The organism is Vibrio sp. M260121, from assembly GCF_036533715.1.
Classification (GTDB): domain Bacteria; phylum Pseudomonadota; class Gammaproteobacteria; order Enterobacterales; family Vibrionaceae; genus Vibrio.
Window position 1 is genome coordinate 1 of record NZ_JATABF010000014.1, and the last position, 21944, is coordinate 21944.

General features: G+C 45.7%; 18 protein-coding genes and 3 pseudogenes. 13 read left to right on the plus strand and 8 right to left on the minus strand.

The features are described from left to right. Positions 1 to 227 (plus strand): annotated as a pseudogene (locus QTO06_RS09970) (IS4 family transposase); the annotation flags it as partial. 47 nt (positions 228 to 274) lie between these two features. Further along, a pseudogene (locus tag QTO06_RS09975) lies at positions 275 to 971 on the plus strand (IS1 family transposase). A gap of 21 nt (positions 972 to 992) precedes the next feature. Here QTO06_RS09975 and QTO06_RS09980 read toward each other — a convergent pair. Then, on the minus strand, positions 993 to 1337 hold the full coding sequence (locus tag QTO06_RS09980) for a hypothetical protein (RefSeq protein ID WP_331407700.1): 345 nt from the start codon (positions 1335 to 1337) through the stop codon (positions 993 to 995). Between the two features lie 360 nt (positions 1338 to 1697). Here QTO06_RS09980 and QTO06_RS09985 point away from each other — a divergent pair, with 360 nt between their 5' ends. After that, the gene (locus tag QTO06_RS09985) at positions 1698 to 2699 is read left to right on the plus strand and encodes a GGDEF domain-containing protein (RefSeq protein WP_331407703.1); all 1002 of its coding nucleotides are present in this window, start codon (positions 1698 to 1700) and stop codon (positions 2697 to 2699) included. A 113-nt stretch (positions 2700 to 2812) separates the two neighbouring features. Here QTO06_RS09985 and QTO06_RS09990 read toward each other — a convergent pair whose 3' ends face one another. Beyond that, complete coding sequence (locus QTO06_RS09990) at positions 2813 to 3487, minus strand: fructose-6-phosphate aldolase (protein ID WP_136976822.1); 675 nt, start codon at positions 3485 to 3487, stop codon at positions 2813 to 2815. 254 nt (positions 3488 to 3741) lie between these two features. On the opposite strand from QTO06_RS09990, the gene QTO06_RS09995 reads away from it, so the two are divergent. The 7 genes and pseudogenes from QTO06_RS09995 (at position 3742) to QTO06_RS10025 (ending at position 11113) form a co-directional block, all read left to right on the plus strand. Further along, positions 3742 to 4683 carry a glycyl-radical enzyme activating protein gene (locus QTO06_RS09995; RefSeq protein WP_331407707.1) on the plus strand — a complete coding sequence of 314 codons (942 nt, stop codon included), beginning with the start codon at positions 3742 to 3744 and terminating at the stop codon, positions 4681 to 4683. 2 nt (positions 4684 to 4685) lie between these two features. Further along, on the plus strand, positions 4686 to 7124 hold the full coding sequence (locus tag QTO06_RS10000; RefSeq protein WP_331407710.1) for a formate C-acetyltransferase/glycerol dehydratase family glycyl radical enzyme: 2439 nt from the start codon (positions 4686 to 4688) through the stop codon (positions 7122 to 7124). Positions 7125 to 7279: 155 nt separating this feature from the next. Next, on the plus strand, positions 7280 to 7744 hold the full coding sequence (locus QTO06_RS10005) for an NUDIX domain-containing protein (RefSeq protein WP_331407713.1): 465 nt from the start codon (positions 7280 to 7282) through the stop codon (positions 7742 to 7744). Positions 7745 to 7777: 33 nt separating this feature from the next. After that, positions 7778 to 8268, plus strand: a pseudogene (locus tag QTO06_RS10010) (GNAT family N-acetyltransferase). Positions 8269 to 8300: 32 nt separating this feature from the next. Continuing rightward, the gene (locus tag QTO06_RS10015; RefSeq protein WP_331407715.1) at positions 8301 to 8720 is read left to right on the plus strand and encodes a VOC family protein; all 420 of its coding nucleotides are present in this window, start codon (positions 8301 to 8303) and stop codon (positions 8718 to 8720) included. Positions 8721 to 8911: 191 nt separating this feature from the next. Beyond that, positions 8912 to 10516: an ABC-F family ATPase gene (locus QTO06_RS10020; RefSeq protein ID WP_078609968.1), complete on the plus strand. Its 1605-nt coding sequence runs from the start codon at positions 8912 to 8914 to the stop codon at positions 10514 to 10516. Positions 10517 to 10681: 165 nt separating this feature from the next. Beyond that, complete coding sequence (locus tag QTO06_RS10025; protein ID WP_038885589.1) at positions 10682 to 11113, plus strand: VF530 family DNA-binding protein; 432 nt, start codon at positions 10682 to 10684, stop codon at positions 11111 to 11113. Positions 11114 to 11237: 124 nt separating this feature from the next. Here QTO06_RS10025 and QTO06_RS10030 read toward each other — a convergent pair whose 3' ends face one another. Next, on the minus strand, positions 11238 to 12188 hold the full coding sequence (locus QTO06_RS10030; protein WP_331407717.1) for a LysR family transcriptional regulator: 951 nt from the start codon (positions 12186 to 12188) through the stop codon (positions 11238 to 11240). Between the two features lie 149 nt (positions 12189 to 12337). Here QTO06_RS10030 and QTO06_RS10035 point away from each other — a divergent pair, with 149 nt between their 5' ends. After that, entirely contained in the window at positions 12338 to 12877 is a 540-nt protein-coding gene (locus QTO06_RS10035) for an NADPH-dependent FMN reductase (RefSeq protein WP_331407720.1), read from the plus strand. Positions 12878 to 13129: 252 nt separating this feature from the next. Here the strand turns inward: QTO06_RS10035 and QTO06_RS10040 are convergent, their stop codons facing one another. Then, positions 13130 to 14005: a LysR family transcriptional regulator gene (locus tag QTO06_RS10040; RefSeq protein WP_331407723.1), complete on the minus strand. Its 876-nt coding sequence runs from the start codon at positions 14003 to 14005 to the stop codon at positions 13130 to 13132. A 98-nt stretch (positions 14006 to 14103) separates the two neighbouring features. Between QTO06_RS10040 and QTO06_RS10045 the strand changes: the two genes are divergently transcribed. Then, positions 14104 to 14274 (plus strand): hypothetical protein, encoded by a 171-nt coding sequence (locus QTO06_RS10045; RefSeq protein ID WP_331407725.1) that lies wholly within the window; start codon positions 14104 to 14106, stop codon positions 14272 to 14274. 77 nt (positions 14275 to 14351) lie between these two features. Here the strand turns inward: QTO06_RS10045 and QTO06_RS10050 are convergent, their stop codons facing one another. After that, a complete protein-coding gene (locus QTO06_RS10050; RefSeq protein WP_331407728.1) occupies positions 14352 to 15167 on the minus strand; it encodes an enoyl-CoA hydratase/isomerase family protein in 816 nt (271 codons plus the stop codon). A gap of 188 nt (positions 15168 to 15355) precedes the next feature. Between QTO06_RS10050 and QTO06_RS10055 the strand changes: the two genes are divergently transcribed. Then, positions 15356 to 16306 carry a LysR family transcriptional regulator gene (locus tag QTO06_RS10055; RefSeq protein ID WP_331407730.1) on the plus strand — a complete coding sequence of 317 codons (951 nt, stop codon included), beginning with the start codon at positions 15356 to 15358 and terminating at the stop codon, positions 16304 to 16306. A 64-nt stretch (positions 16307 to 16370) separates the two neighbouring features. On the opposite strand, the gene QTO06_RS10060 is transcribed toward QTO06_RS10055, so the two are convergent. From QTO06_RS10060 to QTO06_RS10070, 3 genes are all read right to left on the minus strand, one after another. Beyond that, positions 16371 to 16721, minus strand: a complete 351-nt coding sequence (locus QTO06_RS10060; protein ID WP_331407732.1) for a rhodanese-like domain-containing protein — start codon at positions 16719 to 16721, stop codon at positions 16371 to 16373. 142 nt (positions 16722 to 16863) lie between these two features. After that, positions 16864 to 19344, minus strand: coding sequence for a GH92 family glycosyl hydrolase (locus tag QTO06_RS10065; protein WP_331407734.1), 2481 nt, complete (start codon positions 19342 to 19344; stop codon positions 16864 to 16866). A gap of 89 nt (positions 19345 to 19433) precedes the next feature. Beyond that, on the minus strand, positions 19434 to 21890 hold the full coding sequence (locus QTO06_RS10070; RefSeq protein ID WP_331407738.1) for a GH92 family glycosyl hydrolase: 2457 nt from the start codon (positions 21888 to 21890) through the stop codon (positions 19434 to 19436). Between the last annotated feature and the right edge of the window lie 54 nt (positions 21891 to 21944).

The following is a 21944-nucleotide window of genomic DNA, read 5'->3' on the forward strand; positions in this document are numbered from 1 at the left end:
ACATCGCTGAAGCTGGCTTTCAAGCGACCGTATCTCGAGCTAAAGAGCATGAAGAATTACTCGCGCTTGAAGATACAACAACGCTCAGTTTTCCGCATCGAAGTATAAAAGATGAACTCGGGCACACGAATCAAAGCAATAGAACCCGAGCTCTCCACGTACATTCGCCTCTACTTTTCGCGCCACAAAGTCAGACCATTGTTGGTCTGGTCATGACTTCAACATGGTGAACTTGTTCTAAAATGTCATCCTTTTCACCATCAAATTAGAAATCATGGCTACCATTCGAGTTCAATGTCGATTTTGCAACCAAACTGAACATGTTCGTAAACACGGAAAAGGTCTTAGAGGCTTTCAGCGCTTTCGTTGTATTGAGTGCAAGCGCTCCTTTCAGCTTGATTATGCATACGAGGCATATAAGCCCAATGTCAAAGAACAAATCATTGATATGGCAATGAATAGCTCGGGTGTAAGAGAAGCCAGTCGTGTCTTAAAGGTTGGCTATAACACAGTGTTACGCACTTTAAAAAACTCTCGCCAAGGCAAGTAACTTCTATACCTTTCGATAAAGCAAATATCTCGCTCATCTGTGAAGTTGATGGCAATGGTCGTTCGTAGGTAATAAGAAAAATCGACGTTGGCTTTGGTATGCATGGGAGCCTCGCTATAAACGTATCATTGCTCACGCATTTGGTAAGCGTAATACGGATGCACTGCGTTCGTTACTCGCTTTGCTCAAGCCGTTCGACATCAGCTTCTTTTTTACCGATGACTTCAGCGTTTACGCAAAAGAACTACCAAGGAAAAAACATGTTGTAGGGAAAATGTTCACTCAGCGAATTGAGCTAACCAATCTGACTTTACGCTCCAGATTAAAACGTTTCGTACGCAGAACTATCGGTTTTTCCAAATGCGAGAAAATGCACGGCAAGGTGATAGGAACATTCATTGAGCAGGAGTTCTATCTTTAAATCAACTAATTGGAGTCGCGACTATTTAGTTGGTGTTTCGTTCTTTCCATCTGGAACATATTCACTGACGATGTATAGGTTGTCAGGGTTATTTCTGAAATAGTCCGCCGCTTCGCGAACACTTTCAAAATTGTCTAATGTGAATTCTACCCAACGAAGTGAGTTGATGATGGCGACGCCATCTGGAATGATTTGTGTTGTTGTATGTTCTTTCTCGTCTTGCTCTAGCATCTCGAGTATTAGTGTCGAGACTGAGTCTTTACTCTTTATGATCTCTGTCGCATTTTCAAAGTACGCCAGCAAGTCTTCCAACCCATTCACGGCGAGATCTTTTTCATTTACCCCCGTCAATAGATGCTGGGTCAATATTATCGCTGCCTAGATAGGTACAAACACTCGGGTACTGGGCTGTCCAATGGTGTGCCTTTTGTGCTTCTGAGTGACGATCATTGATTCCAAGCCGGATTGAATCTCCGGCAGGTAGTCGGTATAAGTAAGTTGTTAATGGGTTATGCCAATCAAAGTTTCTTCCAGTCATAGGAAATGATGGGTTTAAACTATTGAAAATACGCGTACACATGAGATTTGAGCTCCTTCTCGAATTTTATTGATGACTTACTTTGTATGTTAATAATTTGATATCATCATCATTCATATCAATAAAAGTGCCGCTAATTGGTTTTGTGATACGCACTTTATATTTTGAATTTGTATGGAAACAGATTTATGAGCATTGAAAGCTTGGAATACACAGAAAGAATAAGGAATAGAGTCTTAAGTGCAGTTAGTCTTATCTTTACGTTTGTAATGTGCGCCCTTGTTACATTTAATGTCCTCTATCATTCGCAATATCTCCTAGCATTCATTGAGGCATTATTCGCAGTTTTATCCCTATATATTTTTTATAAATGTCGCCAGGGGGGCTGCCATCCGTACTTAGTATTTTTCTATTTATTGAACATTGCGTCCTTGATTCTAGCGGCAAATTTGATCCTTCCTTTCACCGATGTTGTGTTTTTATGGGCGTTTTTCTTCCCTACCATTTCGTACTTACTGCTCGGAAGGGGGTTAGGGTTCAAGCTTACTGCCATTGTTTTTGCTGCAGTAGGAGGCGTACTCATGCAGAGTCTTTTAAACGACTCATTATTTGCCTTTGAGCCCGTGATGATAAACTTTGCCACATGCTACGTGACGATTTGGTGTGTGACACATTTTTTTGAGATGAGTCGAGCACAAGCAAATGCCTCGTTGGCTAAACTTGCTCTTACTGACGCCTTGACAAATACCAATAACCGCCTTGCTTTTACTAACTCCTTCGCTAGATATGCTGGAGACTACCTACTGATGTTTGATATCGATGATTTCAAACATATTAATGATGAATACGGCCATGATACTGGCGATAAAGCTTTAACTGCCATTGGTCGCTGTTTGAACTCCGAAATTGGCAATGAAAGAGTTTTTCGTGTTGGTGGTGAGGAGTTTTGTGTTTGGATATCCGCTGACGACACTCAAGAAGCAGTAATCAAAGCAGATCAATTGAGGGAGGTAATTTCAAATATTCAATTGAAAGCAGGGAGTCGTCACGTTTGTCTTACTTTAAGCGGAGGCCTCGTTAGAAATGAGTACACGAATGAGTCTGAATTATTGAAGTATGCAGATCAATTGATGTACCAAGCCAAGGTTAATGGAAAAGATCAAATTACTCACTGTGTTAAAGCCGCTTAGAACACTAGCTTCAACCACAATACAAAAACAAAACGGAATCTCAAACTCACCGGCGCACAGGGTGAGTTAAGATTCCCTTATTATTGACTAAGATATTGAGTTCTTACTTTTAATTAGCTTTCAAATGAAAGTTTATCGCCGAACGTCTCTTTCCAGTCTTTATCGAACTGTTCAACCGCAGGTTTTACTGCTGGGTGAGCGAACATTTGTGCCGCCACATCGGTTGGTAATGTAATGGCTTCGATACCAAGTTTCATCACCTCCATCGCTTGTTGAGTGTTCTTGAAGCTGGCAGCCAAAATCTTCGCTGGTAGTTGGTTTTGATCGAGCAACAATTGAAGATCCGCGACCACTTCAACACCGTTGCCGTTCATTGCATCGATGCGGTTTACGTAGGGCGCCAAGTAGTCTGCGCCGCACAGTGCTGCAAGGAAACCTTGTTGAGCTGAATAGATAGCGGTAGCAAGAACCTGAATCTCCTCTTTTTTCATTAGCTTAATTGCTGCTAAGCCGGTTTCTGTTGCTGGCACTTTTACCACCATATCGTAAGGCAATTCATTCAGTTGGCGCGCTTCTGCCACCATGCCTTCGACGGTTGAACTCACGACTTGTGCATGAAAGCGAGGTGTACCGCCAAGTGCTTCTTGCATTCCTGCTAGGGTTTCATTCAGTCCCTGCTTTGACTTCGCCAAAATGCTTGGGTTTGTCGTCACGCCTTTTAGCGGTAGGCACTGGTTAAAGCGTTTTACTTCTGCCACATCAGCAGTATCTAAATAAAGTTCAATCATGGTTTCTACCTTAAACAAAATCTTCGTTTTGATGATGGGATCACTATAGATCTGACAATCGAACGAGATCTTGATTTTGATCAATTGAAATTTCATTTGAAACTATAGTAATTTCACAAAATGAAAGTTAAGTGAAACTTGTAAACGCTCAAATGAAGCTTTCAGTTCGAACAAAGAAAAGCCGCTCATAAGACTCAACCAGCAAGAAACGGATTAAGTACACAGCGGTAGCACAGACCAAGAGGCAAGCAGAGATGTATTTTAATATCCAACGATTCTCTACCCATGATGGCGATGGCATTCGTTCCATTCTTTTTCTTAAAGGATGCAGCTTGTCTTGCCCTTGGTGTCAAAACCCAGAAAGCCGCAGCGAAAAGCATTCACTGCTGTTTGATCAGCGAAGCTGTATGGAAGGTTGCCAACTATGCGTTTCTGCTTATCAAGCCACAACTCAACCCACAGCGGGTAGCGAAACAGTGGGTGATGGTATTCAACGCATCAACAACCAAATCATCATCAATCGCAAAGCCATCAAAGAAGACCAACTGATCGCGCTGCGAAACGTCTGTCCTACGCAAGCACTGACCGTCTGCGGTGACGAAGCAAAATCAGACATGCTGTTTGACACCTTAATGAAAGACAAACCTTTCTACGACCAAAGCCAAGGTGGCGTGACCTTCTCCGGTGGTGAGCCACTCATGCAAGCGGATTTGGTGGCAGAACTCGCGCAGCGTCTGCATGACAACCAAGTCTCTACCGCCATTGAATCGTGCATGCATGTGCCTTGGAAGAATGTCGAAAAAGTCGCGCCGCATATTGATTGCTGGTTGGCGGATTTAAAACACACCGATGAAGAAAAGTTTCTTAGCTGGGCGAAAGGTTCACTAAAACGCATCAAAGACAATTTCCGAAAACTGGCACCTATCGCGAAGCGCATTGTGATTCGCGTTCCCGTTGTGCCGGGGTTCAATGACACTATCGAAGAGTTACAAGACATCATCGATTTTGCGGCTTCACTAGAAAGCTGCCAAGAACTTCACTTGCTGCCGTACCACACGCTCGGCATCAATAAATACCGTTTGCTCGATATGCCTTACGAGTGTTCTGACAAGCCATTAAACAAACCAGAACTGCTAGAAAGCGCCATGCAATACGCAAGCGAAAACACCCAACTTAACGTGATTGTAAGAGGTTAACTATGGACCTGAACACCCTTCCTGAGCGTATCAAAGCGCACAAATCGGCACTGGTAAATATCGTAACGCCACCTGTCTGTACCGAGCGTGCAGAGGCATACACTCGTGCTTATCAAGCAAACGAAGACAAACCTGTGATTGTCCAACGTGCGCTAGCACTGCAAGAGCATTTACGCACTCGTACTATTTGGATTAAACACGATGAGTTGATCGTCGGTAACCAAGCGAGCAAAGTGCGCGCTGCGCCTATTTTCCCCGATTATACAGTCCGTTGGATTGAAGCGGAAATTGATGAGCTAGCCGACCGTCCTGGTGCAGGCTTTACTGTTACCGAAGAAGATAAGCAAAGCATTCACAGCATCACACCGTACTGGCGCGGTAAAACCGTTCAAGACCGTTGTTATGGCTTGTTCACTGATGAGCAGCAAGAAATCTTAGCCAGCACCATCATTAAAGCTGAAGGTAACATGACTTCGGGTGACGCGCACCTTGCGGTGGATAACGAAAAAATCTTGAAGCTAGGCATGAACGGTTTGTTGGAAGATGTTCGTCAGCACCGCGCTAACAATGATGTTTCGACCTTTGAAGGCTTGAAGAAAGAGCAGTTCTACAAGTCGGTCGAAATCGTGCTGCTTGCCATTCAAGATCACATGGTGAGCTACGCTGAATTGGCGGCAAAAATGGCGTTAGAAGAGACACGCCCGCTGCGCAAAGCTGAGTTAGAAAGCATTGAGGCAAACTGTCGTCATATAGCAAGCCACGCACCAGAAAACTTCTGGCAAGCGCTGCAGTTGAGCTACTTCGTTCAGTTGATGCTACAAATCGAATCGAACGGTCACTCGGTTTCTTTCGGTCGTATGGACCAGTTCCTAAACGAATTTTATGTTCGTGATATCGAAAACGGCGCGATTGAAAAAGACTTTGCACTAGAGCTTTTACAAAGCTGTTGGTTGAAGTTGCTTGAATTAAACAAGATTCGCTCTGGCGCGCACTCGAAAGCATCGGCAGGTTCTCCGCTGTACCAAAACGTGTGTATCGGCGGTCAGAAGTTGAATGAAAAGGGTGAGCCTGAAGACGCAGTAAATCCCCTTTCTTGGGCGATTCTGGAATCTTGTGGTCAGTTGCGTTCGACGCAACCTAACCTGAGTGTGCGTTACCACGAAGGTTTGAACCAAGAGTTCTTAATGGGTTGTATCGAAGTGATTAAATGCGGCTTCGGTATGCCTGCGTTCAACAACGATGAGATTGTTATTCCTGAATTCATCAAGCTTGGTGTAGAGAAAGAAGACGCTTACAACTACGCATCTATCGGCTGTATCGAGACGGCGGTTCCCGGCAAATGGGGTTACCGTTGTACGGGCATGAGCTTCATTAACTTCGCTCGTATCCTGCTCGCTTCATTGAACGAAGGTGTGGATGCAACAACGGGTAAAGTTTTCTTGCCGCACGATAAGTCATTAGCAAAAGGCAACTTTGAGAGCTTTGAGCAAGTGACTGCTTCTTGGGCAGAGCAAATCCGCTACTACACCCGTAAATCGATTGAGATTGATACGGTAGTCGACAGCGTACTTGAACAGCAAGCTCAAGACATCTTCTGTTCAACGCTGGTGGATGACTGTTTGGCTCGCGGTAAAACCGTGAAAGAAGGTGGCGCGAAATACGATTGGGTATCTGGCTTGCAAGTCGGTATCGCAAACTTGGGTAACAGCCTAGCAGCAATCAAACATCTTGTTTTCGATGATGCGCAAATCACCCAGCCCCTTATCTCACAACAACAGCTAGCAAAAGCATTGGCTGAAGATTTCGACGGCATGGAGAACGAGCAGCTTCGCCAACGTCTTATCAACTTTGCACCAAAATACGGTAACGATGATGACGCGGTAGATCAACTACTGGCAGAAGCGTACCAAGTGTACATTGATGAGCTAGAGCAGTTCGTTAATACGCGTCATGGGCGTGGTCCAATTGGCGGCGGTTACTACGCAGGTACATCAAGTATCTCGGCAAACGTCCCATTCGGTGCTTCAACCATGGCAACGCCAGATGGTCGTAAAGCGAAAACGCCATTGGCAGAAGGTGCAAGCCCGTCGTCTGGCTCAGACCGCTTAGGTCCAACAGCGGTATACAACTCGGTTGGTAAGATTCAAGCGAATAAGATCCTTGGTGGCGTGCTGCTTAACCAGAAGTTAAGCCCGGCAGCAGTTGAGTCTGAAGGGGATAAGCTCAAGCTTTCTATGTTGATTCGCACCTTCTTCAACCACCATAAAGGTTGGCATGTGCAGTACAACATTGTCTCTCGTGAGACCTTGTTAGCCGCGAAGAAGAACCCAGATCAATATCGTGATCTTGTCGTGCGAGTAGCAGGCTACTCAGCCTTCTTCACCTCGCTATCACCAGATGCGCAAGACGACATCATCGCACGTACTGAACACGAACTATAAATAAAGAAAATGAGGAAACAAAAGGCACCGATTGGTGCCTTTTCTATTTGATCTGTATCGAGTTTAGTTGCATAACCGATTGATTAATTGGGTTGTTTCAATAGGGTGGGGGAAAATCAAAAACAAGGGGAAAAAGTTATATTCAAGGATGAAAAATGAGTGTCAGTCATTACGTAAAAGAGCTACGCAGCAAAGTTGGTAATCAAGTATTAATGATTCCGGGCGTTGCCGCTGTGATCCTTAATGAAAGTAATAAACTGCTTTTGCAAAAGAAATATGATGGCAGTTGGAGTTTGCCGGCAGGCATGATTGAGCCAGCCGAATCACCTTCGCAAGCCGTGGTTCGAGAAGTCAGAGAAGAAACCGGACTCAAGATTAAAGTTGAACGTGTACTAGGTGTTTTCGGTGGAGAGGGGTTTGGTTTTACTTATCCAAACGGCGACCAAGTTGAATACACAGTTGTCTTGTTAAATTGTCTGCAAACGGGACACTTTGACAAACAGCTAGATGACGAGACTATCGAGCTGGCTTGGTTCTCTAAAACAGATATGCCGACACTTGCTTTGCCTTATCCCCTTGAGTGTTTATTTGCAGAAAACATCGAGCCATTGGTTTCGTAACGACTGCCCACTCAAACTAACACAAGGAAGAAAATGCAAATAGTTAAAGCCAATCTCAGCCATTTAGAAGCTTTCAAACACTATGTCGAGAAATGTGCTCAGGCAGAAATGGGAATGTACGTCGCCGCCAAGGGCGACAGTGAAGCGCTGCTGAAAAAAAGAATTGGATACGCCAATGGTGAAGGTTTACCTGAAGGCTGGACGCCATCTTCGACTTACTTCTGTATTGAGGAAGGATACTTGGCTCGATTCGAGTTCGCGAAGGTAGCAACGACTACCTTGAAAATGTGATTGGGCATATTGGTTACGAAACCGCGCCAGATGCACAAGGTAAAGGCATCGCTACCGCTATGCTGAACTGGGTGAAATTCGAAGTTATTGATGATGCGGCTATTGTCACATGTGATGTCAATAATACAGCCTCAAGGCGCGTAATTGAGAAGGCTGGTGGTAAGTTCCTCAACACATTTTATTCGGAACAAGAGCAATACGAAGTGCGTCGTTATCGGTTGATGGCTGGATGAGTCCCCGTTATAAAAATGCAAGGTATAACAAGATGAAACAATCCATTGTCCATATTGCTTTGGTCGTCAAAGGCTACGATGAAGCGATTGATTTTTATGTGAACAAACTGAAGTTTGAGCTGGTGGAAGATACTTACCAACCAGAGCAAGATAAACGCTGGGTTGTGGTTTCTCCGCCGGGTTCCAATGGCGTGACTTTACTGCTAGCCAAAGCATCAAAACCAGAGCAGCATGCCTTTATCGGTAACCAAGCGGGTGGACGTGTGTTCCTATTCTTGAATACCGATGACTTCTGGCGCGACTACAACCGAATGGTAGAGCAAGGCATTAAGTTTATTCGCCCCCCAGCGGAGCAGGACTACGGCATTCTCGCTGTGTTTGAAGATCTTTATGGCAACCTGTGGGACTTGCTCGAAATGAGTCCAAGCCATCCCATGTCGTCTCGCACATAATCTTGTCTTAGTTACTACAAAAAGCACTCTTATTGTTTAAAAAATCCTAATCAATATTAGTGTGATCTATATCACCTATTGAACGAATCAGATAGAATGGCGGCCACTTTCAATATGCCCTTTTCTAACCGTATCTCGAAAGTGAATTAACAACTTGTTATTTAAAAGAAATTTCCTTCGAGGACGCCGCTATCATTAGTACAAACAATATCACCATGCAATTTGGTGCCGAGCCACTGTTCGAAAATATCTCTGCTAAATTTGGCAACGGCAACCGTTATGGTCTGATTGGCGCAAACGGCTGTGGTAAGTCGACATTTATGAAAATCCTGAGCGGAGCACTCGCGCCAAGCTCGGGCAACGTTTCCATTACTCCGGGGCTGAAACTGGGCGTATTGAGCCAAGATCAGTTTGCGTTCGAGCAATACAGCGTAATTGACGCTGTGATCATGGGCGATCGCAAGCTTTGGGAAGTGAAGCAGGAACGTGACCGCATCTATTCATTACCTGAAATGAGCGAAGAAGACGGCATGAAAGTCGCTGAGCTGGAAAGCGAGTTCGCAGAAATGGACGGCTACACAGCAGAAAGCCGTGCTGGCGATATTTTGCTTCAAGCGGGTATTGAAGAAGAGCTGCATTTTGGTTTGATGCAACAAGTTGCTCCAGGCTGGAAGCTGCGCGTACTTTTGGCGCAAGCTCTGTTTGCTAATCCAGATATTTTGCTGCTCGACGAACCAACCAACAACTTGGACATTCACACCATCAACTGGTTGGCAGAAGAGTTGAACCAACGTAAGTGCACGATGATCATCATCTCGCACGACCGTCACTTCTTAAACTCTGTGTGTACTCACATGGCAGATATCGATTACGGCGAACTGCGTATTTACCCTGGCAACTATGAATACTTCCTTGAAGCATCGGGTCTTCGTCGCGAGCAGTTACTGGCTTCTAACGCGAAGAAAACCGCTGAAATCAACGAACTTCAAGAATTCGTAAACCGTTTTGGTGCGAATGCATCGAAAGCGAAACAGGCTAGCTCTCGCGCTAAGAAGATGGAAAAAATCCAACTCGACGAAGTGAAAGCAAGTAGCCGTGTTAGCCCGTCGATTGATTTCGGTGAGGGCAAAAAGCTGCATCGCTTAGCGTTAGAGCTGCAAGACCTTGGTCATTCTTTCGGTGATGAATTGTTGTTTGAAAAAGGCAACTTACTGTTAGAAGCAGGCACTCGCCTTGCGATCATTGGTGAAAATGGTGTGGGTAAAACCACCTTGCTGCGTTGCCTTGTCAATGAGCTTGAACAAACTCAAGGCGTTGTGAAGTGGTCTGAAAATGCCTCTATTGGCTACTGCCCACAAGACAGTAGTGCAGACTTTGATAATGATCTGACCATCTTTGAGTGGATCTCTCAGTGGCGTACCGTGAAGCACAATGACCTAATGGTGCGTGGCATTCTAGGTCGTTTGTTGTTTACCGCTGATGATGCCAATAAAAAAGCGAAAAACTGCTCGGGTGGTGAGAAGAACCGCCTGCTGTTTGGTAAGCTAATGATGCAAGACATCAACGTTTTGGTTATGGATGAGCCAACCAACCACATGGATATGGAAGCGATTGAAGCGTTAAACAGCGCATTAAAAGACTACACGGGCACTTTGATTTTTGTTAGTCATGACCGTGAGTTCGTATCGTCATTGGCGACTTCAATCATTGATGTAAAAGACAAACAGTTGGTGAGTTTCCAAGGTACATTTGAAGAGTACATGGCACACCAACAAAAGGTGCTTAGCGCTGCGTAACCAAGCGCCGATCATCGTGAATAATTGGACGTAAAGATCGTCTTTGAGACGAAGAATACAACAGATTATTTGCAATAGTGATTTAATCTAAACCTAATAGAGGTAAGGTGGTGAGTACAACGCTTGCCACCCACAATTAAGGAGCCGTTCATGAGCCATGAATTTATGACCGACGAAGAACGTATTGAACTGCAGAAGAACAACCCTCTGCACGGTCTTAAATTAGAAGACATGTTGCAGCAGCTTGTTGACCATTACGGTTGGGAAATCCTCGACACAGCAATGCGTATGAACTGTTTCAACACCAAGCCAAGTATTGCGAGCAGTGTTAAATACCTTAAGAAAACAGAATGGGCTCGGGAGCGTGTAGAGAACTTCTACCTGTACCGCTACAAGCGCATGCCAAAAGCGTCTGAATACGAATACAACTTGCCACCACGCGCTCGTACTTTCCGTCATGGATTAGAGCCGCGTGAACCAATGGAATTGACGGTTGAATCGATTCTGGCGTCACAAGCGAAGGCTGCGTCTGCGCACAAAGAGCGTTCATCAAAACAGCGAGCTGATCGCGCTCGATTTAACAACCGCCGCCGATAAAACCTCTCAACTATTCTTGTTCACGTATGCTCTGATGCCTCTGGAACACGAATGACTTCGGTGAAAAGCCAAACCACTCGGTTTGGCTTTTTATCATCTCTTTTCCGGCTAAATCAATTTCTTATCAAGACCCTAGCTTGATAATCGAAGAATACATTTGCTGTGGATCTGACTGACGGTCGAAACGGCCTTGAAAGCTCTCCACCACATAATCAATAAATGCTCGAAGCTTCTGCGATTGCTCTTTGTGGAAAGGGTAGACAATATACAAAGCATGTTTTTCCATTTGCCATTCGGGTGTGATTTCGATTAACTCACCAGATGCCAACTGAGGCTCAACAAAAAAATCGGGCAATAAAGCGACGCCATGTCCTGCACATGCTGCTTGGGTAAGCGCTAAGCCGCTATTAACAGTGTAAACACTCGCAGGCAGATCAACTTCCAGTACCTCATTGCCATTTTGAAATGTCCAGCGGTGAGACGTTGAAGAGAGGCTATAGCTAAGTAGGCGATGGTTTATAACGTCACGTGGAGATTGAAACGGCTGCGACTCTTCAAGGTATTGAGGGGAAGCGCAAAGTACACGGCGGATATCCAATAGTTTGCGCGAACGTAGGCTAGAGTTACCCAATTCGCCTCCGCCACGAATGGCAATATCAACCCCTTGCTCAATCAAATCAATATGTTCATCACTCATCACCACTTCGATGGACAGTTCTGGATGCAGCTTCATAAACTCGCAGATGATGGGGTTTAGCTCAATCAACCCTAATGACATCGGCATGCTGATTTTTAGCGTGCCCTTTAATGTGTGGGAAGATTCAATCACTGAGCGGTCTGCATTATTGAGTGCATCGAGAACCTGACACACTTGCTGATAATAGAGCTGACCATTATCGGTAATGTGTAAATTGCGGGTAGTACGATTAATTAGAGGGCTTTTTAAGTAGCTCTCTAGTTCATTGATGTTCTTACTTATGGCGGCTTTTGAGAGATTCAAATCTTCTGCTGCCGCGACGAAGCTACCTAGCTCCACCACTCGACGAAATACGGTTAATGCTCTGATCTTATCCACGCATTAGTTTCCTCATGTTTTCATTGTTCACTAATGGTGAACTATATAGCCACTATTATAGTGTTTATTCACTGATGGGAGTTAATTAATATCACCTCATTCACTGAGTGCCCGACACAAGTAGGGGCAAACGTAATTAGGATTCCACTATGAAAAAGATCGTCGCATTTACTGGTAGTAACAACAGCCAATCAATCCACAGCCTTTTAGTTCAAGCGTTGGCAAACCAAGCTACACAAACAGAAGTAAACACCATTGACCTAAACGACTTTGAATTGCCAATGTACGGCTTGGATGTTGAAGGTCAGGGCATCCCAGAAAACGCACACAAACTGCGTGCAACGTTAAACGAATACGATGCGATCATCATTGCATCACCAGAACACAACGGCTCAATGCCAGCATTCCTGAAAAATGCGATCGATTGGCTATCACGTGTTGCACCTCAAGGTACATCTTTCTTTGGTGACACTAAGAAACCAGTTCTGCTAGTGAGCACATCTCCAGGTGCAAACGGCGGCGCAACTAATATCAAAACCATGGCTGAGTTGATGCCTTGGTGGGGCGGCGATGTAAAAGGCACATACAGCCTAGGCGGCTTCTACGACAAGTTCCAAGATGGCAAATTTAATGCTGCGACCTCAGCGGAGTTGAGTGAGTTAATGGTGTCTTTCGAGCAGTCTCTATAAGTTATCTATGCTCGCGCAAGTCGCTATTAATCAGGGTTGCTAATCAAGAAAGGTAGGTAAGGTATGGCGGTATTAGAACAAGGCGTTTGGTATCCAAATAAAGACACAAAAATGAAGTGTGGGCCGAGAATAGGTTTGGTTCGCCAAGTTCCATTGATTAGTAATGAGCACAATGTCATCCGAAACGTATCGAGATACGGCTGATGACATTTAAATTTAATCGTAATATTTAGCAGTTAGCTTTCCGAGCTATTACTTGGGCTGTACGCTAGGATAAAAATCCAAACAACGCTCAGTAAGCCACTGCATGACAGGACCTTCTTCCTTTACTTTGCCCGTCACTCGGTCAATTTGTAAAAGCCAATCTTTCTCTTCCCCTTGTAGTTTAAGGGGAACGATATTTGAGTGTTTTTGAAACAGGTGGTCAGGTATCAAGCTCCAGTTATTATTCAGTTTAATCAACTCTACTAATGTTTCTAAGTCATTCACTTTGGTCAGTGAATTCGATAAGTTCGCGTTGTAGTGAGCAGGGTAGTCTTTTAATACGATTTGTCGATACGTCTTAAGCGCTTCAAAAGAAACGGAGTCTTCGGCCAATAGTGGATGTGATTGATGTACAGCGATAGAAAACGGCACATAGCCAATCGAACCTAAAATCACATTCTTAGGCTGTGTGCTGCCCCACAACATAAAACCGATATCCACTTCATTACTCGCGACAGCATCAGCAATATCATTGTTTTTCAATACATTGAGATTGAGTTCGGTGTGCGGGAATTGCTGATAAAACTCTTCAATCACGCCAAAAAACTGCGGTGTTAGTAAAAGCGCATTGATTCCTATCGAGATCCTATCTTCTACTCCCACATTGAATGTTTGCAGCATATTTTGTACGTGTTGTGCATGCTCTAACAATGAGAGGGCTTGAGCATGCAGTCTCTCGCCTTGTGCCGTTAAGGTAGGCAATCGAGAAGTACGATCAAAGATGGTCAGCCCTGTGTCGATTTCCAAGTTTGAAATCGTAGTACTGACCGCAGACTGTGCTTTACCAAGCTTTCTTGCTGCCGCAGAAAACGAACCACATTCCACGCACATGACTAACGTTTCAAGTTGTTGAAGATTGAACATAACGATGTATCTAATTTTTAGATGGTAACTAACTATATCTTATAAAAAGTTTAGATGACAATCGCTCCATTAATCGTTAAGTACAAGTAGAGAATAAGATGAGTAACAACCAATCTGCGGAAATATCGGATACACAAAGGGAACTTGAAGCATTGCGTGAACGCTTGCGTCAAAATACTCAAACCATGCAAAGTTCGGCCAAGAAATCAGACGCGAACGAAATGATGTCCGGGGTGATTAAGACGGTGGCTACGTTCGAAAAAGACTAATAGACCTTTTTCCAGAAGGTATAAGTATAAAGGCACCAACGTACTGTCGGTGCCTTAGGTCGATGATGAACCAAGTTCTATTGTTTGTTTAGCTCAGCCGCGGTATCCACAAAGATACCTTGGATGTCTTTCGCTTCACGCTCTGTTTGACCACCGTGTTTTAGGAACGCATCGATGATCGCTGCGGTTTTCTGCTCTTTTGCGCGCTCTAAGAAGTAACGCAACTCTAGCTCTGCACCTGCGTCTTCATCTTTAATAGAAGTTGCGATGATCTCTTTGTACATTACGATATCACGCACTTCTAGTTGGCTAATCACGCCCAATGTTGCCGCCAAGAACCCATCCAAGTCTACTTTAGGCACAAATTGAGTAATGATGTTTAACTGCTCTGCTTGCTGTGCCGTAAAGTCGTTACCAAGTAGCAGTGCTTGAAGCGCTTCGTTTTTACCCATGCGACGAGCGAACTGTACCGCACCTTGACCACCCGTTGGGATGTTGACGTGTATCTCTGGCTGAGCAAATGCTGCGTTTTCAGTGCCGTAAGCCAAGTCACACGCCATCACAAACTCATTACCGCCGCCACGAGCTACACCATCAACCACAGCAACCGATACTTGTTTCATCGCTTTGATATTGGCAATCATGTGGTTGAATTCAATTGATGCTGCCTGACCACCTTGTGTGCCATTGATAACTTTCAAATCTAAATGCGCTAAGAAGAAAGACTCATGAAGTGATTTGAATACCACCACTTTCGTATCGCGGTCACCTTTAAGTGATAGTACAAACTCGTTGATTTCATTAATCAAATCGATAGTCAGTACATTCACTGGTGGGTTGTTGATTTCAACAGTAGCGATGCCATTTTGTTGTGTGATTGATAGCGTTTTCATAGCTGTTTCCTCAGCGTTAGTAAGATTAGCAGACCTCAGTAACGCGAATTTATTGGTTTGGTATTGAGGAGGTTTGTCTCTCTCCCGTTGTGTGCAGCTACTATAGATTTGTTATAAGATGAGAAAAATAAGCTAAATGGAACATAATTGATGCCATAGAAGCAACAATGGTTTGTAGGTAAGGCGTTATGGATTTCTCTAGTCGTTTATTGCTGTTACTTGAAGTGGTCGAACTTGGCTCCTTCACCAAGGTATCAGAACAGAAGAATGTGGATCGTTCGGTGATCTCAAAACAGATCAGCCGTTTGGAAGAAGAGCTGGGTGTTCGCTTGCTCAACCGAACCACGCGCTCCTTATCATTGACGGCTGCCGGGAATGAAATGATCAACCAAGCCAAATCCCTTCGTACACTGCTGAGTGATACTCACCGTTTGGCGCAGAATTATCACGAAGAGCCTCGTGGGGTCTTGCGTATTACCAGTTCGACCATGTTTGGACGTCAATACGTTCAAGATGCGATTTCAGTGTTTCAACAGCAATACCCAGATGTGGAGTTTGAGCTGCGTTTGGAAGATCGCATGGTTGATATGGTGCAAGAGGGCTTTGATATTGGCTTTCGCATCGGACGACCTAAAAACTCGAGCTTGATTACTCGTAAGATTGCACGAAGCCGCCTGTTGATTGTTGCCGCCCCTGCGTTTTTAGAAAAGTATGGTGAGGTGAACAGTCTAGAAAAATTGGAATCGCTACCCGCCACCATCTACGCTGCACCAGGTCTTTTGTTCGATAAATTCGGCTACCAAGATGAGCATGGTAAACAGCAGTATTTTCAGCTTAATGTCGCTTATAAAGTGAATGATGTGGAAATGTTGGCAAGAAGTGCAGCAGGAGGAAATACGCTTGCCGTAGTAACCGCACAAATGGTTCGAGATGAAATCAGACAAGGGAAGTTGGTGCCGATCATGACCGATTTGAATATTGATGATTTCGGCACCTTCTATGCGGTCTATCCACACCGAGACGCACCAATTAAAACCAAGTTATTCATCGACACGCTAAAATCCATTGCTGGGGAAGACATCCCTATCTGGGAAAAGAACATCCCAAACTTCGACAAAATGTATGGACGCGGGAAGTAGGATAAACGGCAGAGTATTATTTAACCTGCCGTTTGTTTTAAGGCTTTTTACGGCGACTTAGTCATTACTTCGCTTGTTGTATCTCAACTAAACCACCTGCGTTATGAAGGTTGGTAAATCCTTGCGATTGTAGGTACTGATACGCTTGCCCTGAGCGATTACCACTGCGGCAATAAAGCACGATTTGCGTATCTTTATCGACATTAGCAAAGTGTTTATCCAACTCAGAAAGCGGAAAGTTAATCGCATTGTCCAAGTGACCATCGGCAAACTCTTGTGGTGTGCGCACATCGACAATCATTGCGCCTTGCTCAATCCATTGCCAACCCTGCTCTGCACGTTCAGAAGCCAATACCGGTGGAGCGGTGAAAGCTAAGCTTAAACAAGTGAATACAATCGGTAGTAGTTTTTTCATTGAGTTCCTTTCCTCAAAGGCAATTGTCTCTATTGGTTCTGATGAAGATTATACGTGCTAATTGGGGTGTTCAACATGGTACTAGTCGGAAAAAGGCCAGCTCTCGCGAACTGACCTTTGAAGAGGGAAGAGTGATAGAGGTTTATTGAGGCGCTTTCATCGCTTCAGATTGCTCGCCCGTCATCACGAAGTGCAACTCACCACCCGGTTTGAACTCGGAATGGTCGAAGAAGAAACCGTTATCCAAAGCTTTGCCATTGATGGTGACAGACTTGATGTACATGTTGTCATCGGCGTTGTTCTCTGTGGTGATGGTAAACGTGCCGCCTTTCACCGGAATCACCGCTTTGTCGAATAGTGGACGACCCACAGTGTAAATAGGTTCTGCTGCGTTCACTTGGTAGAAGCCTAATGCAGACATCACATACCAAGCGGACATTGCGCCCACGTCTTCGTTACCAACTACGCCTTCTGGGGCAGCGAAATACATGTCATCAAGAATGTGGTCGACGACTTGTTGCGTCTTCCATGGTTCTGCGGTCCAGTTGAATAGGTAAGGAATGTGGTGTGAAGGCTCGTTACCAAACGCAACTTGACCAATCAAACCAGACATATCCGGTGTTTCAGTGCCTTGGCTTTCTGCGGTGAAGGTTGCTTCTAGGTTTTTCTGGAACTCAGCATCGCCACCCATGATGGTTTTTAAGCCAGCGATGTCATGCGGTACAAACCAAGTCCACTGCCACGCGTTACCTTCGGTGTAGTTGCCTGTTTCGTGTTCTGTGCCGTATGGGTCGAATGGCGTCATGAAGGTTTCATCAATCATCACTGGGCGCATAAAGCCCGTCACGCCATGTTCTGCGTATTCTGTTGGGTTGTAATCGAAGTATTTTGTGTAGCCTTTTGAGCGTTCAAGGTATTGCTCTTCCGCTTGAGTATCACCGGCTGCTTTGGCGATTTGCGCGATAGCCCAATCGTAGAACGCGTTTTCCAGACCGTAAGAAACAGACTCAACCGTGTAGTCTTCAAATACTGGTTCACCATCGACACGTTGGATGGCAGGCGTGAAGCCGTTTTTCTCAATGTAATCGATGTGCTTGGTTAAGGTGCGATCCAATACGCCCTGATCCCAATCGGCTTGCAGTGCTGGGTAGTTGTCGTAAGTCGAAGAGTCGATCGCTGCTTTCAGCGCCAGCTCTTTCTCTTGCTGAGTAAACTCTTCCGGGAATTTGGTCATCGCATCCGCAATCACTGCTACCGCTGGGTAGCCGACCATGGTGCCTGTTTCGTCACCTAAGTGCTCCCATTTCGGCAGCAAGCCGCTTTCAGTGTACTTCTGAACTAGGTTCTTCGCGTACTGCACCGCGCGGGTTGGCTCTGTGATGGTTTTTAGTGGGTGCAACGCACGTTGGGTATCCCATAGAGAGTAAACCGAGAAGTTTGGCTGTTCTTCCGTTGCTTGACCGTAAACGATGGAGTATTCCCCTTCGCCTTCACGAATTGAGCCTTTGCTCATGCCACGGAATCGACCATCTACGTCTTGATGCACCATGGGTGCAATTTTGGTGTGGTAAAGCGCAGTGTAGAAGATCTCTTTCTGATCTTCCGTGCCCCCTTCAATTGAGAAGTTGAGTGCTTTTGCCCATTTATCACGTGCGTTGTTGCGCGCAGTATCGAAAGAGACATTCGCTTCGGCATCGTAGTTGTTTTCTGCACCTTGTGGGTCAACCGCAGATAACGCCACTTGCGCGTTCAACTCCTGTGAGCCTTCATCTTCAAATTCGATGTAGGCAGTGACGTCCGCTTTGACACGCTTAACTGGATTACCTTGGTCATCGTAAATCAATTCAGAAACGTGCTCTGCCGTTAGACCGTCAACAGGCTTACCATTGGCAAGGATGTAGACGTCTTTGATCTTCTTATCGAAAGTCGCATAGAAGAAGATTTTTTGGTTTTTCGCCCAACCAGAGAAGTGCGCTGCGTCGCGCTCGCCCGTGATGGTATGACCGTCTTCGCTCACCGTCAGTTTGTTGCGCAGAGAGGTCGAACCCCAATCACTGTTAAGGATGGAGTTGAGGTCTATCTTCAGACGTTGTGGTTGACCTTGTGGGTAGGTGTAGCGGTGGAAGCCGACACGTTCAGAAGCAGTAAGCTCAGCTTTGATGCCGTTTTCTGCAATCTTCACCGAGTAGTAACCCGCTTCTGCTACTTCAGAGGTTTTGTCCATTTTGACTGAAATCGCTTCGCGGTAGTCGTCGCTGTCTTCGATGTATTTAGCTTTATCTTCGGTAAACGGCAGGAACAGAATGTCACCTAAGCCGCCCATACCCGTGCCAGATAGGTGAGTGTGGGAGAAGCCAAATAAGGTCTTTTTATCGAAGTGGTAACCTGATGAAGAGTGCCAGCCGATCAGCTCGGTATCTGGAGAAAGTTGCACCATGCCTTCTGGCACAACAGGACCCGGGAAGGTGTGTCCGTTAAAGCCTGTTCCAATGAATGGGTCGACGTATTTTAGGTTGGAAGTATCGACGCTTGGTGAGGTGTTATCGTCGTCATCGTTGCAGCCAGCCAAACCAATAACACTTGCAATCACAGCGGTGGCGATAGCGGTTTTCGTAAAGTTCATAATCTTGATTCCTTAGGCAGGAAGCGCGTCACTTCCTGCCACTGAGTTAATCTATCTGCTTATTCTTTAAACACGAATTACATAAAACGTTACTGAGCTTGAAGCGCTTCTTGCTTGTCACCCGTCATGACGAAGTGAAGCTCGCCGCCCGCTTTGATTTCGCTGTGCTTGAAGGTGAAGTTGGCATCCAGCGGTTTGCCGTTGATGGTTACAGACTTCACGTACTTGTTGTGTGGGCTGTTGTTGTCTGCGATGACTGTGAATTCGCCGCCTTCCACTGGAATGGTGATTTCATCAAACATAGGACGACCGATGGTGTAGACCGGATCCGCAGGCGTCACTTGGTAGAAGCCCATTGCCGACATCAAGTACCAAGAGCTCATCTGGCCCACGTCTTCGTTACCAATCAAGCCAGTTGGCTCGCTGGTGTACATCTCTGACATGATACGGTCTAGGTACTCTTGTGCTTTCCATGGCTCATCGGTTAGCGCGTATAGGTAAGGAATGTGATGTGATGGCTCGTTACCGTGCATGTACTGACCGATGTAACCCGTTAGGTCTGGCAGTTCTTCACCTGTGTTTGAAGAACGTGCATTAAATAGCTCGTCCAAGTCTTCACGGAAAGCTTTCTCTGGCGTGGTGTCTTTGCCTTGAGCCAAGTCTGCTTGGTAGATTTCTTGTTTCAGACGGTTGAAATCGTGCATTGGTTGGAACTTCCATTGCCACGCGTTCCCTTCGGTGTAGGCAAACTCGTCCACGTAGTAAGGGTCAAACGGTAGCAGCGGGCATTTCTCTTTCATCACGCCTGAGCCTTCTGGCCACTCAACCATTTCACACTCAGCTAAACGATCTTCATCAATCGGTTGGTTGAACTCCAAAGGTGGTTTGTTTGGTGATGAGCTAAGCGGGTGGTTTTTCGGACGTAAGAAGCCTGTCTCTGCATCCCAATGGTTAAGCCAGTTGTCAGCACGAGTCATAAACTCTTCTTGCAGTTTTACATCGCCAGCCATGCGCGCGATTTCTGCCATTGCCCAGTCGCCATAAGCAAACTCAAGCGTGTAAGACGCACTGTTCCAGTAGCCGTGGTGAACAAAGCCGTTTTCTTCGTACACCTTCACTTGCACAACGTTGGCTGCGCCGATGTTGTTGTCTTCCGTCCAATCTGGGAATTCAGACGCCTCGTGGTAACGCACCGTAAACTCAGCCGCTTCTTTGGCAAGTTGTGGGTCGATGTCTAAGCCTTTTGCCATCGCGTCAGCAATGATAGAAACCGCAGGGAAACCGATCATAGTGCCCGTGTAGTGGCTGTGCAGTTCCCATTTCGGTAGGATGCCACCGTCTTCGTATTTACGAATTAGATCGTTGGCAAACTCTTCGGCACGTTCTGGGTCGATAATGGTTTTCAGTGGGTGCGCTGCACGGAAAGTATCCCACATGGAGTACACAGAGTAGTTTGGTGTGTCGCCCGCGTCTTTTTGAATGCGTGTACGCATCGCAGGGTATTGACCGTCGACATCTTGGAAGATCATTGGCGCGATAGAAGCGTGGTAGAGCGCGGTGTAGAAGATTTCTTTTTGATCTTCTGTGCCGCCAGATACCATCATGCGGCTAAGCTCTTGGTGCCATGCGTCGTTGGCTTGAGCGCGCGCAGTATCAAATGACACGTCTTTTGCTTCTGCTTCTAGGTTCTTCTCCGCACCTTCTGTGCCTGTTGGTGACAAGCCTACTTGGATTTCTAGCGGTGTTGATGATGGTGCGAATTCTAGGTAAGCGATGGTTTTCACTGCGTCGATGTTGTCGTTGTTTACATCGATTTCCGTTTCTGCGCCGTCAACTAAAGCGATGGCTTTGACGATAGGTTGGTTGAAAGTGGCGTAGAAGTAGACGTGTTGGTTGTTCGCCCAACCGTTCGAGCTACGTAAACCACGGATGGTGTAAGCGTCGATGAACTCCAAATCACCCTTCATGGTGCGGTTATTGAAGTGACCTTTGTTGAGGGTGTGGTCTAAATCGAACTTGATGTGTGGCGTAGTGCCTTCTTTGAAGGTGTAGCGGTGGAAGCCAACACGTTGCGTGGTGGTTAGCTCAGCTTTGATTTCGCCTTTGTTCAGTTCAACCGCGTAGTAGCCCGCTTCTGCGGTTTCGTTGTCTTTATCGAAGGTGTTGAAAACGGCGTTTTCTTTCTTGGTGAAAGGCAGAACTAAGATGTCACCAAGGTCGGTAATGCCTGTGCCAGAAAGGTGAGTGTGGGAAAAACCATACACTGGGATTTCAGTCAGCTTGCCGTGGTCGAAGTAACCGGCGGCAGAGCCCCAACCTTCCATTTCGGTATCAGGAGAAAGTTGTACCAAACCGTAAGGCACAACCGCCCCAGGGAAGGTGTGACCATCTGCGCCTGTACCAATCAATGGATTGACGTATTGAGTTAGTGTGGTATCGAGGGATGGTGTACCAGAGTTGCTGTTGTCGTCATCACTGTTACAACCAGCAAGACCAAACATGGCAGCGAGTATAGCGGTAGAGATAAGGGTTCTTTTTAGTTTCATTTTTATGGTTCCACTGAAGTGAAGCTTTTTTAGGGAGCTCGATGCCCCCTTTCG

Coding starts and splice junctions, on each gene's coding strand:
- QTO06_RS09985 (WP_331407703.1), top strand. CDS start 1,698: ATGAGCATTGAAAGCTTGGAATACACAGAAAGAATAAGGAATAGAGTC.
- QTO06_RS09990 (WP_136976822.1), bottom strand. CDS start 3,487: ATGATTGAACTTTATTTAGATACTGCTGATGTGGCAGAAGTAAAACGC.
- QTO06_RS09995 (WP_331407707.1), top strand. CDS start 3,742: ATGTATTTTAATATCCAACGATTCTCTACCCATGATGGCGATGGCATT.
- QTO06_RS10000 (WP_331407710.1), top strand. CDS start 4,686: ATGGACCTGAACACCCTTCCTGAGCGTATCAAAGCGCACAAATCGGCA.
- QTO06_RS10005 (WP_331407713.1), top strand. CDS start 7,280: ATGAGTGTCAGTCATTACGTAAAAGAGCTACGCAGCAAAGTTGGTAAT.
- QTO06_RS10015 (WP_331407715.1), top strand. CDS start 8,301: ATGAAACAATCCATTGTCCATATTGCTTTGGTCGTCAAAGGCTACGAT.
- QTO06_RS10025 (WP_038885589.1), top strand. CDS start 10,682: ATGACCGACGAAGAACGTATTGAACTGCAGAAGAACAACCCTCTGCAC.
- QTO06_RS10035 (WP_331407720.1), top strand. CDS start 12,338: ATGAAAAAGATCGTCGCATTTACTGGTAGTAACAACAGCCAATCAATC.
- QTO06_RS10040 (WP_331407723.1), bottom strand. CDS start 14,005: ATGTTCAATCTTCAACAACTTGAAACGTTAGTCATGTGCGTGGAATGT.
- QTO06_RS10045 (WP_331407725.1), top strand. CDS start 14,104: ATGAGTAACAACCAATCTGCGGAAATATCGGATACACAAAGGGAACTT.
- QTO06_RS10050 (WP_331407728.1), bottom strand. CDS start 15,167: ATGAAAACGCTATCAATCACACAACAAAATGGCATCGCTACTGTTGAA.
- QTO06_RS10055 (WP_331407730.1), top strand. CDS start 15,356: ATGGATTTCTCTAGTCGTTTATTGCTGTTACTTGAAGTGGTCGAACTT.
- QTO06_RS10060 (WP_331407732.1), bottom strand. CDS start 16,721: ATGAAAAAACTACTACCGATTGTATTCACTTGTTTAAGCTTAGCTTTC.
- QTO06_RS10065 (WP_331407734.1), bottom strand. CDS start 19,344: ATGAACTTTACGAAAACCGCTATCGCCACCGCTGTGATTGCAAGTGTT.
- QTO06_RS10070 (WP_331407738.1), bottom strand. CDS start 21,890: ATGAAACTAAAAAGAACCCTTATCTCTACCGCTATACTCGCTGCCATG.